Consider the following 19,815-nt stretch of genomic DNA (forward strand, 5'->3'; position numbering starts at 1 on the left):
CGCTGACTCGTCACAGCCTCACTTTAACGGCTGCTTTGCATGGACTTCGGTGGCGTTACAAACCTCGTCAGTCAGATTGTGCTTATCGAAGCGATACCAACCTTCAGGGACACGTATCCCCTGTGGCCTAACTAATTCTCTGTGTACGCTTCACCTATCTTGTTCGTCAGTAAAAAAAATACTGGCTCCGCCATAGGCGCAACACTCGATACGGGTGGTCAGTTACACCTTACCCGACAGGGACTTACACCCTGCAAGATGCATCAAGCTTTGCTTGACGCACTAACGCTTTACCCAGTAAAGCCGCAACATCACAACTATGCTGCATGTCGTTCCAGGGATTAAGCTCTTCCAACTGGGGATTGTCAAACACTACCAGGTATTTGGGAAAAACCTGTCCTGCAAACTTGTCGGTGCCGGTATAGGTACCAAACTGCAAAATAAACTGGCCAAAATGCTGCAACAATGTTCGCGCTTTGTCAGATTTGGTTATTTGTTGATATCGCCATATCGGATCGGCCAATAGCGCCAGCATCCAAGTAGAGCATACTGCATCGTCCTCAGCGCCGCCTTCATGCGATTTAAAGCTATGTTGGGGACAGTAACGCTGCGGCCAATTATTTTCCGGCGTTTCAACCATCGCAGTTGTCGTGCTGAGTATATCTTCAATACGCTCACGAGCAGACTCATCATTCGTTAATTCAAAATACGTTACCGCAGCATCCAGGGCCGCAGCCTGGTTGCGCTCCGTCCAGAAACCCGTGCTAAATACCCCACTGCCAATATATTGAGGTTCCCAATTCAGCGATGCCCGATAAATACGGGCAATAGCTTTTCTCGCCTCATTATCCTGGGTTAGCTGAAAATAATAGTGCAGCCCCTTTGGCATCAGATATTTAATATCTTTTTTTGCTACCAATGAGAAAAAACCATCTTCACCAATATGGCTTATATAATGTTTACTGGCGGCTATCGCTTCATTTTTCCATTTAACGTCACCGGTAAACATGTACAACTGCATTAGCACTCGAGGCCTGTCATACAAATATTGGCTGGCTTTGTCTGGTGTCACCTTGTCAGCTGCCATTAAGTCTGGATTAGTAATATAATTGGCATAACGCAACATCGGCTGTACATACCAGTCAACGTTGACTTGCCCTTTCACATGTACTGGCTGCCAAAGTTGCGGCTGGGCTTGGGTGCCTGGTAGCGAAAACATCAGCAACATCAAACAAAGTAACGAAATCCCATGCATCTTAAATCCTCCATTTTACTAACACAGGCCGGTGGTCCGCGCCGGGTAGAGCTAACACCTGAGCACTTAATGGCATAGCCAGACCACGATAGAGCTGATGATCAATCCGTATACCGTGCCAGCGAGTGTACTTAGTATAGCTAAACATCTGTGATGGTTTTTCTGACAATGCATTGCCAAAATCTGATAGGTACTGCTGATAAATGGGTGATAGTGTTGGCATATTAAAATCACCTGCGATAATAAGTGGCGTTGTACTGGCTTTTGCCCATTCACTTACAATCGTTGCTTGTAGCGCTCTGTCACTTTGTTTTTGCAGCATCGTCTTACTATTGGGGTTAAGTGTTATTAACGACTCTAATGCAGGCCTCGGCGTCTCAAAATGCACGTTTGCCAGCATCAGATCCCTTTCTGCCAAGCGAACGCGGTAAAACGCAACAAAGTTACCGTACCCTTGAAATAGTGCACGGGAAATAGTTTGTTCAAGGGTAAATGGTAAACGACTGGTGATACATAGGCCTGCCTCACAGTGACTTTGCCAACCAAGGTCGTCAATTGCGACCAGCATGGCAGGCTTAGCTTCCTGAAACAACGCCACAGATACATTGTGCTGAATTAATAAACTCGCCAGTTGTTTTGTATCTGTGATATTGCCTAAGTTAGCTGAAAGCAGAACAAAGTTTGCATCCTGCGTGTCTCGAGACACATACAGGCTAACATCAAGCATTTTCACACTTACAAAAAATATTGGAGCTAGCATTAGGGATTGCCAGCGTGTTAAAGACGCCCAGCCTAACAACCAAGGCAAAATTAAAACTAAATACAACCATGAAGGAGAATACAGAACTAATAAACTTAACCACTGCAACCATTGCCACTGAGGCCAATATGAAACCGTTGCCAACAGTAAAGCAAACAACAATGTCAGAATACGTAACCAGAACATACTCTGCCAAAGTCTATTTGACACTATAAAGTTCCTTGTAATGCCCAGCCGTTTTAGCAAGAGAATACTGCTGATTTACCCACTCTCGAGCCTGAGTGCCCAGTTTTTGTCTCTGTTCGTTTCTCTGCAGCAAACCTGAAATAAGAGAACTTAAAGCTTCTATGTCATTGAACTCATAGAGAAAGCCCGTTTCACCTGTTTTAACAAGCATTGGATTACCACCAACTCTAGTCGCAATAACGGGTTTGCCGTAAGCCATAGCCTCAAGAATAACCATTGACAGGCCCTCGGTACTAGAGGTCACAACAAGCACATCAATATTAGGATAGATATTTTCTCTATTCGTCTCCATGCCATGAAAAACAGCTTTAATTCCGCTATGTTGCTGATGAAACGCTTCTAACTGCGATCGTAATTCACCATCACCAAAAAAATGCAACTCTATCTTGTGCTGACTTTCAATATCCATCTGTGATACCGCCTGAAGCAGGCTTAACTGACTTTTCAGCTTCACCATTCGTCCCACAGAACCTAACCTCAGTATATCTATATTTGCTGCCATTCCTGTATGTTCTGACGTTATAACCTCTGTTGGCAACTTAACGCCATTATCAATAATATACTGTGGCACATTGTGCCAATCGTGATGGCCAAAAGTGCGCTGAGCATCTGCCGACACAAACGTAACCGCGCTAATAAATCTCCGTGCCAATCGGTGCAACCAAACCCAATGCGTTTCACGTAGTGGCGCAGCACCATGACGTGTATAGATTAGTGTTTTATTTTTTAGCAACATCACATGAAAAATGAGACTTTTTAATACAGCAGGAGAATGTAGATGAATAACATCAAACTTTGATAAAAGTTGGTATCGTTTTAACTGTGCTTGCCAACTTTTACCAGACAAAATAAAAAAATGAAGTCCAAGCTCCCTACACACCTTAACAAGCGCATCTTCCGGTAAACCAAACGACAAGATTGCTACATCCATGCCAAGCTGAAGCTGCTCTTGACATAAATCAATAACAAAGCGTTCAGCGCCACCCACTTTCAGACTGCTTACTACATGGATGACTGTCTGCTTAGTATTATTTGACATATCAACTCCTTATGATGTCAATGTTGTTTAGAATTATATAACTATTACCGTCTGCATGTTAAACTCTAACCAATGTATTTCAGAAACAATTATAATCTTTTGAAATGGCAGGGAATTATGCAATTTATTAGTTCTCAGCTAGCCATGCTAATCAAACATTAGCTCACTAATCGTTGGAGTAACGTTATGCGACGTTTATTCTCTTTAATTCCATTATTAATATGCTCTTCCTTTTTTCAATTGCATGTTTACGCTTCCGATCTTCCAGAACATATTGCTCGAATAAAGCCATCTATTGTAGCCATTGGTCTATTAAACCCCACCGCGTCACCTCGCATTAAATTGTTAGGCACCGGTTTTGTTGTCGGCGATGGTTCACAGGTAGCAACAAATTATCATGTTATTGCCAAACCCGTCGATCAGGAAAGGATGGAACAGTATGTTGTGCTGTCAGGTCAGGGCGAAAAGGTTAATGTGCATCCGGTAAAACAGCGCCATGAGGATTTGGCACACGATTTAGCCCTGCTGACAATTGCCGACACCCTTCCAGCACTTTCGCTCTCTTCCAAAGGGTTAATTGCAGAAGGCAGTGCAATAAGCCTTACAGGCTATCCTATCACCTCTGTATTGGGGCTTTATCCAGCCACGCATAGCGGCATTATTGCCGCGCACAGCCCGGTGGTCATACCGGCACACAACTCACAAGAATTACAAACCCGAGCGATAAGAGCACTAAAAGCGCCCTATCTGGTCTACCAGCTGGACGTGACTGCCTATCCCGGCAATAGTGGTAGCCCGTTATTCTCCATGGCAGATGGCAAAGTCATTGGTATTATTAATCAAGTACATGTTAAAACAACCAAAGAAGCCGTATTGTCCGACCCAAGTGGCATTACCTACGCAATTCCTGTGGCCTATTTACAGGCATTGCTTAACGATGAGACCAAGCCTTGACTAGTGAAAGCATTAATCTGGTTTTCAATGTAAGCAGTATTGGCTTTGTACTGGCAACAGCGTGTTATTTGTTTTTGTTTTTATTGTTATTAACCGATAAAGCCGCTAACCGGACCAAAAGCCTGCTTATTACGTTTGCAGCCGTTCAGGTACTTTGGGCAGCATTTTATCTATTAGTTAACACCCAGCCTTTTATTAATATCGACTCCATTGTCGCCGAGTCAATACGGCATATGTCGGTGCTATTATTATTATTATCTTGTCTAAGCAATAATAATAAACTCTGGCGCCCACTGCTTAGTCAAACCACCGTTAAACTACTGGTGCCCGGTTTGCTGGCTTGGATCATAATCAACGCCGTATTTCCGCTTAGCAGTAACGTTACCTTTAGTGTTAATTTGCTGCTCTGCATTGGCCAGTTGGCATTGCTTGAAGCCCTATACCGTCAGGCCGGTCAATATGTTTGGCAATTTAAACCCTTGGTGCTGGGTTTCGGCGTACTGATCCTATACGATTTCATCTTACTGGCTGAAGCGGCTTTATTTAGCCGTATAGACCCGCAATTATGGGCAGCCAGAGGCTACATAGCCGCATTAAGCTTGCCGCTGCTGGTATTGGCTATTCGCCGTATCCGCGCCTGGGCTATTAATGTGTATGTATCACGCGATATCGTCGTTAATAGCACCATAGTGTTGCTGGCAGGTATTTATTTAAGCGTGCTTGCTTTGGCAGGCTTTTCCATCAAACTGTTTGATCTTAGTTGGAGCGGCTTGTTGCAGGCCGTGTTTATTGCCGCAGGCTTTATGCTACTGGCGTTAATTGCGTTATCAGGGAAAGTACGGCGCAAGTTTAAGGTGTATATTGAAAAGAACTTCTACGCCAATAAATTTGACTACCGCACTAAATGGTTAAGCCTTACGCAGTACCTAAAATCATTAAAACTGCAACAAGATATCGACTACAGTGCCTATCTTACGGCCTGGCTTAATGCCACTGGCTATCAACGTGGTGCGTTAATCAGAACGTTTTCACCAGAGCAACTGCAGCCGTTAGCTTGGGTAAATCGGGTAGCAGTAACTCAAGATGAACTTAATCTGCTAGAACACTATTGCCAGAGCTTCGTCAAAACTGGCTGGATCACAGATTTATCTGATCCTGACGACGCCTTTGTGCAATTTAAAGGGCCGACACGAAAAATGGATGGCCACCTGATCATTCCGATATACGATGAGCAGCAACTATGGGGATTGTGCATGCTAAACACTCCCAACGCCGAGCGTTTAACGTTAAATTGGGAATTAAGAGACTACCTGACCATTATTACCGAGCAAATTGGCAGTTATTTGCTGTTGACCCAAGCTAGCAAAGCCCTAAGCGAAAATGCCCAATTTGCTGCCTTTAACAGAATGTCTGCGTTTGTACTGCACGATTTAAAAAATGTAAAAGCCCAGCTAGATTTACTATTAAGTAATAGCAAAAAACATATCGATAACCCAGAGTTTATTCGTGATAGCTTTGATACCCTTGCTGCGATGCAACACCGCCTGAGCAATATGCTTTCTCAACTTACCGATAAACGCCATGATAACAGCAGCTCCAGTAGATTTTCCGTTGCAGACGAATTGGCACAAGTGATTCAACAAAAATGCGCCATTAGAGCACCGGTTCCCAGTTTACACATAATACGCAATTGTGAGCTGTCGCTAGACCGTGAGCGTTTTAGCAGCGTGATGTACCACCTAATCGATAATGCACAATTCGCAACAGCGCCCAGCGGCGAAGTAAGCATCACGGTAGATATTATTGACAGCTGCACACCCAACCTGGTGTGCATCAACATCATGGACAACGGTTGTGGTATGAGTGAACAATTCATACAGCAGCGCTTATTCAAGCCCTTCGACACGACCAAAGGTAATTCTGGTATGGGTATAGGCGCATACGATGCGTTGCAGTTTGCCCAGCAACATAAGGGACAACTTTTAGTGCAAAGCACTGAAGGGCAAGGCAGTTGCTTTACCTTAAAGTTACCGCTGGCTACAGCGTAATACAAACATTTGAAACTCTGTGCTGCTTACTGCTTCGCCAGTGCAATAAGTTGCTCACCGGTAACCCGGTTTATCCGCCAGTCATGGAGCATTGAAGCACCCTGCGCCTGATAAAAATCAATTGCCGGTTGGTTCCAATCTAATACTGACCACTCCAGTCGACCACAATCACGTTCAATGGCTAACTTAGCCAGGTGGCTTAACAGGGCTTTTCCCAACCCTTTGCCGCGATACTCTGGTAAAACAAATAAGTCTTCTAAATAAATGCCGGGCTTGGCCAAAAAAGTAGAGTAATTGTGAAAAAACAAGGCAAAACCTGCCGCCTGATGCTGATACTCCGCTATAACAACTTCAGCAAAACGTTTGTCACCAAATAGCGTTTGCGTTAGTTTTTCTTCTGTTGCAACAACCTGGTCAGACAATTTTTCATATTTTGCCAAACCTTGAATAAAGTTAAGTATCGCAGGAACATCATGTATTTCGGCTAAACGTAGACGGATTTCTGCAACCATAATTTTCTCCAGTTAAAAAAACGCCGGCGAAGCAACATGCTTAGCCGGCGTTTGAGTGTAGCAAGTTGTTTAAGCGGCGTCAGCTGATGCTATTGCCATCGCTTCAAGGCTACCTGCTTTAAAACTGTCAACACTAATGGCACTAAAACGCAGTGTATTCATTTTAGATAATTGCGCCGCTTCATCTGCAGTAATAACCTCTACTGCTAGTGCTTGTTCAATGGTTTGCACCATAGGTTGCTTGCGTGCCAACTTCCCCTCACGTTGTGCCTGATAAATTTTCTTCATCAGCGGCTGCGCTTGATGCATCGCAACAAAAGCACTTTCCATTAAACCGGTAGCATCTTGCTCGTCGGTACCGATGTAGCACAGGTGTGTTAATCTGTCGCGAATCACACCTGGCTTAGATAACGCCTCACAAATTTGTATCGCGGTATCATCATTCGGCATTTTGTAACCTATACCAAACGGAAACACTAATTTACGTAGTAAGGTAGCAACAACACGGTTAGGGAAATTCGCAAAGAAACCATCAAAAGCCCGACCAATTTCAAACAAAGCACGTTGCAAACTGTAATGCACAAACGGCAGATCGCCTTGCTGACGGCCATTATCTTCGTAATATTTCAGCACAGCTGATGCAATATACAATTGACTTAGTACGTCGCCTAATCTGGCTGATAACATTTCACGACGTTTTAATTCACCGCCCAATATCAACATCGAAAAGTCTGCACTTAATGCCAAACCGCGGCTCATTCGGCTTAGTTGCTTGTAATATTGAGCTGTTTCACCTGATACCGGAGCTGCATTAAACGCACCCGCGGTAATACCTTGCCACAACGCACCAAACGTATTGCCTAAGGCAAAGCCAATGTGTTTAAGCAATAAATTATCAAACTGCTTAAGCCCCTGTTCTACATCCGGATTTGCCGCTGCTTCAAGCTCTGCTAATACATATGGGTGACAACGTGTTGCGCCCTGGCCAAAAATCATTAGGTTACGGGTAAGTATATTCGCGCCTTCTACCGTAATGGAAATGGGGATCCCCATATAACCATGTGCCAGATAATTCTTCGGTCCAACCTGTATAGCGCGACCAGCATGAATATCAAATGCGTCGTTCATCAAGGTGCGCGACATTTCTGTCATATGGTACTTTGCAATAGCGGTAACGACACTCGGACTTAACTTCATGTCAATTGCCCCTGCGGTCATTACCCGCATCGCTTCCAGGCTGTAATTCAAACCACCTATGCGCGCTAATGACTCTTGCACACCTTCAAATTTACCAATAGACATACCAAACTGCTGGCGAACATAACCATAAGCGCCTGTCATGCGAGCCGCTAAATGTCCAGTCGCGGTTGCCAGCGCCGGTAAACTGATACCACGTCCTGCTGACAAACATTCAACCAACATGCGCCAACCGCGGCCAGCATAATCGGGACCACCGATAATCCAGTCCAGCGGAATAAACACATCTTTGCCATAGGTAGTACCGTTCATAAACGCCATATTCATCGGGAAATGACGGTCGCCAATCTCAACGCCCTTGTGGCTGGTCGGAATGAGCGCACAGGTAATACCTAACTCTTCTTTGTCACCCAGTAAATTTTCCGGATCATATAATTTAAACGCAAGGCCAAGCACTGTAGCCACTGGCGCTAAAGTGATATATCGCTTGTCCCAGTTCAAGCGAATACCAAGTACTTCTTTACCTTCAAATTCACCTTTACACACCACGCCCGTATCTGGAATACCGCCAGCGTCAGAGCCAGCCTCAGGGCCTGTAAGCGCAAAACAAGGTACATCGGTGCCATTAGATAATGTTGGCAACCAGCGATCTTTTTGCTCTTGGGTACCATAGTGCATTAGCAACTCACCGGGACCTAATGAGTTAGGAACCATAACCGTTACAGCCGCGGTTAAACTGCGGGTAGCTATGCGCGATACTATTGTAGAATTGGCAATAGCAGAAAACTCGCGACCACCATATGATTTAGGAATAATCATCGCAAAGAACCCTTCGCGCTTTAGGTAGTCCCACACCTCTTTAGGTAAATCTCGTTGTTCTTGTACAATTTTATAGTCGTCCAACATTTTCAGCAGGGTTTCGACCTGGTTATCCATAAACGCCTGCTCGTCAGCGTTCAGCTCCGCTTTAGGGAAACTATGCAGTTTCTGCCAGTCCGGCTTACCTTTAAACAACTCACCATCCCACCACACATCGCCCGCTTCCATCGCTTCGCGCTCAGTGTCTGACAGTGGTGGCAAAATACGCTTAAAAACCGCAAAAATCGGTTTTGTGATCAGGCTGCGGCGAATATCGGCCACACCGAAAATTACCGCCAGGGCAACTACCAATATTAATAAAATTAACATACTACCTTCCTTCACTCGCCAGCATTGGCATCGTTTGACTAAACTGCGTTACGGTAGATACCGGCGCGGCAATAGCCGCGGACAAATACGGTAACAACCTTAAAATTACACCTTCAATATCAATACTTTCATCAAAATCGGCTTCAGCAATCTCAACCAAGGCTTCGTTAGACGCCATGGTAAAAACAACGGTACCTAATGAGAAATGCAAACGCCAAAATAATTCACTTGCAGGCAGCTGTGGACAAGCTTGCTGCACGAGCAGGACCAACTTATCGAGAACCCGGCCGTAGTTATGATTAAAAAACCAGCGTAAATGACCTTGTACGTCAGTATAGCCCCGGCCTAACAACTGCAAAAACACACGAGTACCGTTTTGATGAACTTTATTTAGTTCCAACAACGGGCTGACAAATACCGACAACACCTGATTAAGGCTATTTTGCTGTTGCATTGCCAACAAACGCGTAAACTCTTGGTCAAGTCGCGGCATCAACACCACTAAATAACGCTGTAATACCGCCTGTATCAATTCTTTTTTTGAGCCAAAATGATAGTTCACTGACGCTAAGTTCACTTCAGCCAGACTGGTAATTTGTCTAAGAGATGTGCCATTAAACCCCGTCTCAGCAAACAGACTCTGCGCTGCATCAAGAATTTTATGTTGTGTACTGTGTTTATTTGCCATTTTCAAACCATCAATTTAAACACCTGTTTGAAATGTACGTTTGAATTAAATTACTGTCAAGCGACAAATCACTCTCTGGTCTTACCTCATCGAGTAAAAAATAATTTTTTGGGTACATTTTCGCCAAATGTTAAATACTGCTTGACAGAATTACGCAGATCCGCGACGTTAGCGGTCAGTTTATCTGTCAATCTATTCAAAGGAGGCGTAGTGATGCAAAAATGTGCAATAAACCATCGTAGCTATTACGTCTCTCCCTACTATTTATCCGAGTGGTTCAATAATTAGTTCTCCCTCTGCGTCTGGCAGAGGTCATATTCTATATCTAAAAAGCTAATCTCACTTTACATCGCATTTTTAGCGATTCGGTAAGCTTTGGCTATGCCTTCTGTTTTGACGCATTTTTCTACCCGTTTTTAATCAGATCGCTGTTAAAGCGACGTTTATTATCCAGAGGAATGTGTATGTACTTTAAAGCAAAAATGAAGCTATCAACCTTAAGTGTCGCCATTATCATGGCAACAACAGGACAATCGGCATATGCGGCGGAAGAAGCCACCGCTGAAGAGCAAAAAGTTGAGAAAATACAGGTTACCGGTTCGCGCTTAAAAGGTGTGGATATGGAAGGCGCTAACCCGGTTCAAATATTTGACCGGGATGATTTAACCTCTCGTGGTTACAGTACACTGAGTGATTTTTTACGTGACTTACCCCAAGCTTCCAGTGCAGGAACTTTCACTGAAAATGGTGGTGTAGGTGGCAATGATGGAAGCCCAGCGGGTTCAGCTGGTGTCAGTTTACGCGGTTTAGGCAGCAGCTCTACGTTGGTATTGGTAAACGGTCGCCGTGTCGCAGTTGACTCGTTCACTAACGGTTTTGATTCGTTTGTTAACGTTAACTCCATCCCAATGTCTGCACTTGAACGGGTTGAAATTCTTACCGATGGTGCGTCATCTGTATATGGCTCTGATGCTATTGCCGGTGTAATAAACTTCATTTTGCGTAAAGACGTAGAAGGCCATGAAATATCAGCATCTTACGGCGATGATACCGAAGATAGCGATTTTGGCCGTTACAATCTGACTTATGTTGGTGGTTTTAATACTGCTAACAGCAACACAACCTTAGTCGTTGATTACTTTGACAGAAAGGCGCTGTTTAACAGCGACCGTCCAATTGATGTAACGTTTAAATCTAACACACGTGTTAGCGTTGACGGCGTCGACTACGCAGAAGACTGGTGTGGTGATGACACCCGAAATAGTGGCGGTCGTTGTAATTATGACTACGTTATACAACGTGCTATTCAACCCGATACCTCTGCACTGGGTACTACACTGAACCATATCTATAGATTTGATGACGGCAAAGAGTTTTTCGCAGAAGCCATGTATCAACACAATACCGGTTCAGCCTATGATTCTGCAGCGTCGTTTGATATAGATATTGCGGGTGACTCACCGTTCGTACCGGCACGTTTTGCAGCGGCAAATGCTGAAGACGGCACGGTAGATAACATTCGCATACGCTCACGTTTTCCTGAACGTCGCATCCAAGATTACGACACAACATCATATCGACTGCTGGCAGGTTTACGCGGCGAAGTTGCTGACTGGTCATGGGAAACAGCAGCAATTTATGGTAAAACAGAAAATGAAATCACCCATGTTTCAGGTTACATTGGCAAAGATAAATTGGATGCCGCCATCGCCGGTGGTAGCTTCAATCCATTTAACTTAGGCCGTGATAACAGCGAAGCTGTTCTAGCAACTATTCGTGAATTGGCACCACGTTTAGGTGAGTCAGAAGTAATGTCTTTAGATTTTAACATTGCTGGTGACTTACCTATCGAACTATCTGCTGGTGCTATAAGCGCGGTGTTTGGCGGCGAAGTACGTAGCGAAGAAATTTCAGACAAGCCTTCTGCTGTAGCGCAAAGCGACGGTATTTATGGATTAGGTGCATCTGATGCGAAAGCCGACCGCAGCCAGTATGCTTTGTATGGCGAATTTAATATTCCGCTGACAGAAAACTTAGACGCCATTGCTGCCCTGCGCTATGACCATTACAGTGATTTCGGCGGTGACGTCAATCCTAAACTTTCACTACGTTATCGTGCAACGGATGATTTGATCCTTCGCGCTTCCTGGAGCACGGGTTTTAGAGCACCATCGTTATCTCAGTTGGGCGCTGGTACCTCCTTGACTGCAAACTATATTGACTGCGGTGCAGGCCAACCTTTTGATGGTCTATGTGGTGATTTTGGCGCTCAATTTGGCGAGCTCGAATTTGATCAGGAAACACTTGGTAATACTGGGTTAGACGCCGAAAGCTCAGAAGCAGTTAACCTGGGTGCATCGTGGAACATTACTAATAATCTTCAACTAACAGTAGATTACTGGCGCTATGATCACACCGATATTGTTGATGTTGATGCCAATACAACGCTTCGCGCTTGCACCAATGGCAACGCGCCTGTCGCAAGTAGTGAAGCGGCTCTTGCGGGCGCTTTTGGTTGCGTTGTTGATAGCGGTAACGACTTAGTATTTTTGCGTACTGGCTTCTTTAACGTAGGTAGCCAGGAGACTGATGGTGTCGATATTAAAGTAAATTACCGTCTGGATACAGGCAGTATCGGCACATTCGATTTGTTTGTGAATGCTACCAAAACGCTGTCTTACGAGCGTCAAATAACGGCTGACAGCCCAAAACAAGACTTATTGGGTAAGTTAAGCGGTGCATCAGAAATAGCACGCCCAGAGCTGGTAGCTGACTTCGGCGCAGATTGGTCTATGGAAAACTGGTCAGCAAGTTTATCTGCACATTATATCAGCTCATTGGGTGATGGCGATTTCAAATTTGACAATGAGACTGTTGATTCATGGATGGTTTTCAGCGGTAGCGTAGGCTATGACATTACTGACAACCAATCCTTGTTATTTTCAGTTCGAAACCTTACTGACAAAGAACCCCCTTACGCGTCATCACCAACTAATGGCTATGCTAGCTCAGTACATGACTGGATAGGCCGTTTGTGGACAGTACGCTACACTATGCGCTTCTAAGATAACAGAACTTAGCAAAGGCCAGAATTTTCTGGCCTTTTTTTGTTTTAATATTGGTAATGTTTGCGCTTGTGCATAAACTAATGATTGTACTCATTACGTTCTGGAGTTTTATTTGTCCGTACTGAAAATTAAGCCTGCCGATTTAAAGCTGGGATATGCCGTTAAATTGCCGGGCGGTTGGTTAAAACATCCGTTTTTGTCCGGTAATATGATTATCGAAAATATGCAGCAATTACAAATTATCCGCTCTCTTGACTTGGAATATGTGTTCTTCTACCCGGATAAAAGTAAAAAAATCGATATGCCAGCTGAGCTGAACGACGAAGACAGCGCAAGCTTTAATATGGCCGCCAGTGAAGCTCAGATTAAAATGCAGCAAGATAAAATGGCGCGCATTGAGAAAGCTAAAGCACATCGGCGTGATATTCAAAAAACTGAAAAAGCCTTTGCACAATCACTCGTTCAGGTAAAAAACCTGATGAGCAAACTAGGAAGCCGGCCACTTAATGCTATTGATGAAGCGACCGGTTTAATTGGTGCAATGGCAGACGTGCTGTTGAGTTCTGACTCTTTAGTTTTACATCTTATATCTAATGCCAATAAGGAGCAGGAAGGGATGTACTACCATGTGTTAAACGTGTCTACCCTTTCAATGATGCTGGCAAAAAATTTAAATTTATCCGCTGAACAAATAAAACTCGTTGGGTTGGGTGCACTGTTTCACGATATTGGCAAAGTTAAAATTCCCAGCCAGATAATCCGCAAAACAACCCCATTAACCACACCCGAAGAAAACTTACTAAAATTACATACCAAATATGGTGCTGATTTAGTCAAACTAGTAGAAACCTATCCTATTGAAGCCTATGCCATTATTGAACAGCATCATGAATATATCGATGGCAGTGGTTATCCCAACGGACTCAAAGGAAACGCCATTGATCCATTGGCAAAAATTGTTGCCGTGGTTAATGAATTTGATAATTTGTGTCACCCGCGCGATATGAGTAAAGCACGCTCGCCTCATCAGGCGCTAGCCCATTTATACCGCGCGATGAAAGGGCGATTAGAAGAGCGGGAAATGAAAGTGATGATTAAAATGATGGGCGTTTACCCGCCTGGCACCATTGTTTTATTGTCTGACCAACGGCTTGGTATTGTAATGTCGGTAAATAGTGAAAACTTGCTCTGTCCCAATGTAATGGTATACGACGCAGATGTGCCGCGACTGGAAGCACCAATAATAACCTTAGTACCGGATAAACTTAATATTAGTAAGGTTATTAAAATTCAGGCATTACCGCAACACATCGCAGAGTATTTAAACCCAAGAGCACAGGTGAGTTACCATATTCAGGGAAGCACATAAAAAAGCCGGTAAAATTTACCGGCTTTTGGCGCTACTTCAGATGTCGATTAAAAAACTGCGTAATACTTTTATGTAAATGCGTCTGCACTGGCTGGCCAAACATGGAATGCTTACTACCAGGGTAATTAATCATATCAAACAACAACCCCTTGTCCTGTAGCTGTTTATATAGCTTGGTACTATGAGTAAACAAGACGTTGTCATCCGCCATGCCGTGATAGATCAATAAATCACCTTTTAAGCCATCTACATAAGGAAACACCGCACTGTCAGTATAACCCTGGGCATTTTGCTGCGGATGCCCCAAATAACGTTCAGTATAGTGCGTATCATATAATGCCCAATCGGTAACCGGTGCCCCGGATACACCTGCAGCGAAATAGTCACCCGCTTTAAACATCGCCATAATGGCCATATAGCCACCATAGCTATGACCATAAATACCGATATGTTTTGCATCGACATAAGGCAAACTTCGCAGATATTCAACGCCTTTAATTTGATCAGCTATTTCAGCCACGCCCAATTTTTTATAAATCGCATCTTCGAAAACTTTACCGCGGTTGTAAGAGCCTCGATTATCCAGCTGAAACACAAGGTAGCCTTGCTGAACTAAATAGTGCAGATATAAATCACGGGGACTCCAGCTGTTTGTCACACGCTGCGCATGCGGCCCACCATAAACGCTAACAATCACCGGATATTGCTTGTTAGGTTCAAAGGTTGCGGGTTCAAACATCCTATAATGCATTGTTTGGCCATCTTCTGCCGCTATAGTGCCAAACCGAGGTGGATGTAAATCTGCATGGTAAGGTGTTAAAGGATGCAAATTATCGAGTGAATTAGGCTCTAGCCAGGTTAACACCTCACCGGTGAGCCCCCTCAACGCAACGCGATTAGGCGCACTGACACTGGAAAAACTATCGATAAAACTACTGCCGTCTTTTGCCATCACTAAGGCATGGTCAAAACCTGTCTCACTTAAGCGTTTACTCTGGCCACCTTGCAAGCTTACCTGATATAAATGACGCTCAAGCGGTGTATCTTTGCGGCCAGTGAAAAAGACTAAACCCTGTTTTTCATTCACCGCATCCAACTCATCAACAATCCAATCGCCCTGCGTTAGCTGACGCTGTAACTTGCCGTTAAAATCGTATAAATACAAATGTTTAAAGCCATCTCGCTCTGAGGCCCAAATAAAGCCCTGATCATTATCAAGAAAGTGAAGATCGTCATGCAAATTTAACCAGGTTTTGCTGGTTTCAGTCAGTAAGACCTTTTGCTTATTATCCGCCAGATCAACTAACCTGAGCTCCAGCTGATGCTGGTTACGGCTTTGCCATTGGTAGGTCAAAAAACGGGAGTTTTTGGTCCAGTCTACCCTGGGCAAATAAATATCCTGATTCTCACCGTGTGAGATCCAACTGACATTACCATCAGCAAGCGTAACAACACCCAGAGCTATTTCGGCGTTAGCTGTACCGGTGTAGGGATAGCGCTGATTAAAAAGTTTAATTTCATCAGCATAGATTTCATTTCGCACCACTTCTGCCACACCGCTTTCATCGGTGCGGGTAAAGGCGATTTTACTGTCATCTGGCGCCCACCAATATCCTGTCATGCGGCCCATTTCTTCCTGAGCCACAAATTCTGCCATACCGTTTTTAATATTACCGCCACCGTCAAAAGTCAGCTGGGTTTCCTTGCCAGTAGTAATATCTAAGACAAATAAATTTTGCTGACGAATAAATGCCACATAGCGGCCGGTAGGCGAAATAGTCGCATCCGTTTCAAAATCGTTGGTATCCGTCAGTTTCTTCGCTTTTTTACTGCTTAATTGGTAGTAATACAAATCGCCATTTAATGGAAATAGCAACGCATCGCTATTTTTAGCCCAGCTATAGCTAATAATTCCCGAGGCAAACAAACGCATACGCTCACGTCTGGCTTTTTCTTCATCCGATAAAGTTTCAAGACCTGTTACCAAGCTATCAGCGTCAACCAACAACCGATGCTTAGCGTCTTTAATATGGTATTCCCATAAATCCAGCCGGTTAGCATCAATAGCCTTACCTTTTAAGTAGGTAACCCGACTGCCATCCGGCGCCATGCTCAAAGAACGCGGCGTAGCACCACTTAAAGCAGGATCAGCAAACAAACGTTCGAGTTCCAGTTGCTTTGCTTCAGCCACAGTTATTCCTCCAAACAGTAAACATAGTGCCAATAAATATCTCGGCAGTGTAATTCTCATAGTGTATCCCTGTGATAACTTACTTTATCATTGTGCCGCTTTTTTATAACGCTTCAATGTAAACTGCAAGTAAAAGCAGATTACGTTATGCTTAGCCGCGTTAAACGGAGGATTTTGCTTATGAAACTATTGCAGGTTAAACACCCATTGGTAAAACACAAAATTGGTTTACTGCGGGCAGCGGATATTAGCACGAAGCAATTTCGTCAACTCACTGCTGAATTGGCCAGTCTGCTTACCTATGAAGCAACGAAGGATTTGTTAACCGAAACGGTGAGCATAGAAACATGGAGTGGCGCAGTTGAAATTGAACAAATACAGGGCAAAAAAGTAACTATAGTACCAATACTCAGAGCGGGATTGGGTATGTTGGATGGTGTATTGGAATTACTACCTAATGCGCGGATCAGTGTAGTAGGTGTCTACCGCGATGAAGCAACATTGCAACCGGTGCCCTACTTTCAAAAATTAGCCGCAAATTTGGAGCAGCGTATCGCAATCGTAGTAGACCCAATGTTGGCAACCGGCGGATCGATGATTGCCACAATTGATTTATTAAAACAACAAGGTGCGAAACACATAAAGGCACTGGTTTTAGTCGCCGCACCTGAGGGGATTAATGCACTAGCACAAGCTCATCCAGATGTAGAACTATACACCGCAGCAACAGATCGCTGCCTGAACGAGCACGGCTATATACTGCCGGGTTTAGGTGACGCCGGTGACAAGTTATTTGGCACAAAATAGGCCTGCTAAATTTTGTCCTCTGTATTTAGTTATACCACTGTAAGCGCTTTCTCTTTGTTAAGGAACCCTCCGTGCAGTTAGTACCATGGTCATATCACACATCATTAGGTTTTACTTTACGCGGCTATCGTACCGAGGCCAGTAGCAAACCTGTGCTTCACATGTTGCATGGCAATGGCTTTTGCAGCCGCATGTACCAACCCATGCTACAGCATCTGGCGCAACAATATGATTTGTTTTTATCCGACGCTCAGGGCCATGGCGACAGCGATCACGGTGGTGTTTTCGTTGGTTGGAATCAAAGTGCAACGCTAGCAAGCGATGCCTGGCTAGCTCATCGCCATCTTTATCCAGGCGCTACTGTATACGGCATAGGCCACAGCTTTGGTGGGGTGTTAACGGCACTCATTCACACCACAGCGCCAAGCCCTTTTCAAGGCGCAGTATTACTGGACCCGGTGCTATTTACTCCAGCCATGCTCACGTTAATGACCACGCTAAATGGGGTGCGGCTTTACCATAGAAACCCAATGGCCAAAGCGGCATTGCGACGGCGACAACATTGGCCAGACAGACCAAGTGCTGTAAGCTACCTCACCAATAGAGGCATGTTTGCCAACTGGCATCCAGACGCACTGGCAGCCTATATCGACCACGCGCTTAAACCGACGGAGCATGGCTTAAGCCTAAAATGCCAACCACAACGCGAAGCTGAAATATTCGCCTCCTATCCGAACAAATTATGGCGACAACTGGCGCAACCTTGCCCACCGGTTAAGGTGCTCTATGGTAAAGACAGCTATGACTTTGTCATAAAATCCTTGCGTAAATGGCAAGCAATTAATGATGCAATAAATATTGAATCTCTCGACGGTGGGCACTGCTTTATGCAAGAGCAGCCAATATTGGCCGCAGAGCGTATAGCCATTGCGATTAGCTCACTAAATTCCCAGTCGAAATAACGGTTAAAGATGTTACCTAATTCCGTTATAATAGCGAAAATGTTAACCTGGAACACCAGATGAAAAAGCGTTTAATTTTTACTGCACTGCTGTTATCAGGCTGTAGCCAGTTGCCTCAAGAGCGCAGTGCTGACCTTCAAACGCTGTCAGCGCCTGCAGCAGAGCAAATTACTACTGAGCCTCAGCAAGATATCGTTATTGAAAATGACGCCACAGCAGAAGCCATGGCAACAGACTTTGAGCATATCTTTGTCGATACAGATATGACATTCAGCGGAACTCTGCCTTGTGCTGACTGCCCGGGTATTGCCTATCATATTAACTTATTTAGAGATGGCCGTTTTGCGGCTCGGCAGGAATATATCGATCGTAATCAGGTCAATATCGTCCGAGGTATCTGGTTACTGGAAAAACGTAGTCTGCACCTGGTAAACCAGCAGCAAACATTACCGGCATTTCATTTTCTTTCTAACACTCAATTAGCCATGTTGGATATGAGTGGCAAGCCTTTATTATCCAACGTGAACTATCAGCTCACAAGAGAAACAGAGTTTAGAAAACTGGATACGCGCCAAGCCATGCTGGGTATTTATACCCTAAGCGATAACCAAGCCAGTTTTACCAGCTGCGCTAGTGGCGAGATGCTCGCGATAGCTAACACACAACACCATTTGCCGGTCATGCGCCAATATCAGCAAGACGAACGGCTTCGCGGTAATGATGTTATAGCGACCATGCTAGGTAGGCGTGGACAGGATGACCAAGCCAATTTGCTGTTTATCGATAAGTTTGAGCAATTTTGGCCCGGTGCGGTCTGTCCGGACCAAATTCAACCCGGTAAGATGCAAGGTATAGTTTGGCGTGCTGAAAAAATAGCTAACCGCTATGTACCTCAGCAGCTTAATGTGCGAGTAATCTTCGAGCAAAATGACCGTTTATACGGCTTTGCTGGTTGCAATAATTTCAATGGTAGCTACAAGCAACGCTCTAACCAGCTTAACGTCCAACCATTAGTCAGCACACGTAAGTTTTGTGCTGACAGCAGTGAGTTAGAATCACAATTCACTCAATCATTGCAATCTGCAGATCGAGCAGAAGTAAATGGTGATACGTTACAAATCTTCAAAAACAATCAACTTATTTTGCAGTTCAAACCCGCAGTAAATTAAGTTGTATTTTCGGCTCTATCAGCCATAAAAAAAGCCACCTTACGGTGTAATGCCGTTCACTTAAGGTGAGCGGCATTTTTACTTTTAGCCACCGGGTAGCGATTTTTCGATACCTTTAGCGTCCTTGGATAACTGCGTTCTCGCTTTCCTTCAAGCTTGAATTGACTGGCATTTTTTTCTATTTCCAAGATGAATCCGGGCACATTACCCGGCGCATAAATTGGCATCAGAGTGAGCTTGTGGATGATGTGCGATGAGGCATCTCTAAAGCTCAGTTGGTTTGGGAATACACTTTTAAGGGACTTGGCCATCAATACCATTTTGTATCGAATTAAATTGTAAGCGAGCAACACCCCCCATAG

14 protein-coding genes and 1 pseudogene are annotated in these 19,815 nt (G+C 44.3%); 7 read left to right on the forward strand and 8 right to left on the reverse strand.

Annotation, left to right across the window (positions count from 1 at the left end; genetic code table 11):
* Positions 1–244 precede the first annotated feature (244 nt).
* The 3 genes from H595_RS0116910 to H595_RS0116920 are packed head-to-tail and all read right to left on the reverse strand — an operon-like array spanning position 245 to position 3,300.
* Positions 245–1,255 (reverse strand): hypothetical protein, encoded by a 1,011-nt coding sequence (locus H595_RS0116910; RefSeq protein WP_027672260.1) that lies wholly within the window; start codon positions 1,253–1,255, stop codon positions 245–247.
* Position 1,256: 1 nt separating this feature from the next.
* On the reverse strand, positions 1,257–2,225 hold the full coding sequence (locus H595_RS0116915) for an endonuclease/exonuclease/phosphatase family protein (protein WP_156886009.1): 969 nt from the start codon (positions 2,223–2,225) through the stop codon (positions 1,257–1,259).
* Positions 2,215–3,300 (reverse strand): glycosyltransferase family 4 protein, encoded by a 1,086-nt coding sequence (locus H595_RS0116920; RefSeq protein WP_027672262.1) that lies wholly within the window; start codon positions 3,298–3,300, stop codon positions 2,215–2,217. Before H595_RS0116920 ends, H595_RS0116915 begins: the two co-directional genes overlap by 11 nt.
* A 186-nt stretch (positions 3,301–3,486) precedes the next feature.
* Here H595_RS0116920 and H595_RS0116925 point away from each other — a divergent pair, with 186 nt between their 5' ends.
* Entirely contained in the window at positions 3,487–4,254 is a 768-nt protein-coding gene (locus H595_RS0116925) for a S1 family peptidase (protein ID WP_027672263.1), read from the forward strand.
* On the forward strand, positions 4,251–6,302 hold the full coding sequence (gene prsK / locus H595_RS0116930; protein ID WP_156886010.1) for an XrtA/PEP-CTERM system histidine kinase PrsK: 2,052 nt from the start codon (positions 4,251–4,253) through the stop codon (positions 6,300–6,302). Before H595_RS0116925 ends, prsK begins: the two co-directional genes overlap by 4 nt.
* Before the next feature lie 26 nt (positions 6,303–6,328).
* On the opposite strand, the gene H595_RS0116935 is transcribed toward prsK, so the two are convergent.
* The 3 genes from H595_RS0116935 to psrA all read right to left on the reverse strand — a co-directional run bounded on the left by H595_RS0116935 (position 6,329) and on the right by psrA (position 9,887).
* Complete coding sequence (locus tag H595_RS0116935) at positions 6,329–6,814, reverse strand: GNAT family N-acetyltransferase (protein ID WP_027672265.1); 486 nt, start codon at positions 6,812–6,814, stop codon at positions 6,329–6,331.
* Positions 6,815–6,883: 69 nt separating this feature from the next.
* Positions 6,884–9,199 (reverse strand): acyl-CoA dehydrogenase, encoded by a 2,316-nt coding sequence (locus H595_RS0116940; RefSeq protein WP_027672266.1) that lies wholly within the window; start codon positions 9,197–9,199, stop codon positions 6,884–6,886.
* A gap of 1 nt (position 9,200) precedes the next feature.
* A complete protein-coding gene (psrA, locus tag H595_RS0116945) occupies positions 9,201–9,887 on the reverse strand; it encodes a TetR family transcriptional repressor PsrA (protein ID WP_027672267.1) in 687 nt (228 codons plus the stop codon).
* 464 nt (positions 9,888–10,351) lie between these two features.
* Between psrA and H595_RS0116950 the strand changes: the two genes are divergently transcribed.
* Entirely contained in the window at positions 10,352–12,952 is a 2,601-nt protein-coding gene (locus H595_RS0116950; protein ID WP_027672268.1) for a TonB-dependent receptor, read from the forward strand.
* Positions 12,953–13,067: 115 nt separating this feature from the next.
* Complete coding sequence (locus H595_RS0116955; protein ID WP_027672269.1) at positions 13,068–14,324, forward strand: HD-GYP domain-containing protein; 1,257 nt, start codon at positions 13,068–13,070, stop codon at positions 14,322–14,324.
* A 31-nt stretch (positions 14,325–14,355) separates the two neighbouring features.
* Here the strand turns inward: H595_RS0116955 and H595_RS0116960 are convergent, their stop codons facing one another.
* Positions 14,356–16,575: a S9 family peptidase gene (locus tag H595_RS0116960; RefSeq protein ID WP_027672270.1), complete on the reverse strand. Its 2,220-nt coding sequence runs from the start codon at positions 16,573–16,575 to the stop codon at positions 14,356–14,358.
* A gap of 120 nt (positions 16,576–16,695) precedes the next feature.
* Here H595_RS0116960 and upp point away from each other — a divergent pair, with 120 nt between their 5' ends.
* From upp to H595_RS0116975, 3 genes are all read left to right on the forward strand, one after another.
* On the forward strand, positions 16,696–17,322 hold the full coding sequence (upp, locus tag H595_RS0116965; RefSeq protein ID WP_027672271.1) for a uracil phosphoribosyltransferase: 627 nt from the start codon (positions 16,696–16,698) through the stop codon (positions 17,320–17,322).
* 71 nt (positions 17,323–17,393) lie between these two features.
* Positions 17,394–18,284 carry an alpha/beta hydrolase gene (locus tag H595_RS0116970; protein ID WP_027672272.1) on the forward strand — a complete coding sequence of 297 codons (891 nt, stop codon included), beginning with the start codon at positions 17,394–17,396 and terminating at the stop codon, positions 18,282–18,284.
* Between the two features lie 59 nt (positions 18,285–18,343).
* Complete coding sequence (locus tag H595_RS0116975; RefSeq protein WP_027672273.1) at positions 18,344–19,453, forward strand: META domain-containing protein; 1,110 nt, start codon at positions 18,344–18,346, stop codon at positions 19,451–19,453.
* A 56-nt stretch (positions 19,454–19,509) separates the two neighbouring features.
* On the opposite strand, the pseudogene H595_RS22670 reads toward H595_RS0116975, so the two are convergent.
* A pseudogene (locus H595_RS22670) lies at positions 19,510–19,815 on the reverse strand (IS4 family transposase); the annotation flags it as partial.

It is taken from the genome of Rheinheimera baltica DSM 14885 (genome assembly GCF_000425345.1).
In the GTDB taxonomy this organism is placed as follows: domain Bacteria; phylum Pseudomonadota; class Gammaproteobacteria; order Enterobacterales; family Alteromonadaceae; genus Alishewanella; species Alishewanella baltica.

Excerpts from the sequence above, each read along its gene's own strand:
- H595_RS0116910 (WP_027672260.1), bottom strand. The coding sequence starts at position 1,255 with ATGCATGGGATTTCGTTACTTTGTTTGATGTTGCTGATGTTTTCGCTA.
- H595_RS0116920 (WP_027672262.1), bottom strand. The coding sequence starts at position 3,300 with ATGTCAAATAATACTAAGCAGACAGTCATCCATGTAGTAAGCAGTCTG.
- H595_RS0116925 (WP_027672263.1), top strand. The coding sequence starts at position 3,487 with ATGCGACGTTTATTCTCTTTAATTCCATTATTAATATGCTCTTCCTTT.
- H595_RS0116935 (WP_027672265.1), bottom strand. The coding sequence starts at position 6,814 with ATGGTTGCAGAAATCCGTCTACGTTTAGCCGAAATACATGATGTTCCT.
- H595_RS0116940 (WP_027672266.1), bottom strand. The coding sequence starts at position 9,199 with ATGTTAATTTTATTAATATTGGTAGTTGCCCTGGCGGTAATTTTCGGT.
- psrA (WP_027672267.1), bottom strand. The coding sequence starts at position 9,887 with ATGGCAAATAAACACAGTACACAACATAAAATTCTTGATGCAGCGCAG.
- H595_RS0116950 (WP_027672268.1), top strand. The coding sequence starts at position 10,352 with ATGTACTTTAAAGCAAAAATGAAGCTATCAACCTTAAGTGTCGCCATT.
- H595_RS0116960 (WP_027672270.1), bottom strand. The coding sequence starts at position 16,575 with ATGAGAATTACACTGCCGAGATATTTATTGGCACTATGTTTACTGTTT.
- upp (WP_027672271.1), top strand. The coding sequence starts at position 16,696 with ATGAAACTATTGCAGGTTAAACACCCATTGGTAAAACACAAAATTGGT.
- H595_RS0116975 (WP_027672273.1), top strand. The coding sequence starts at position 18,344 with ATGAAAAAGCGTTTAATTTTTACTGCACTGCTGTTATCAGGCTGTAGC.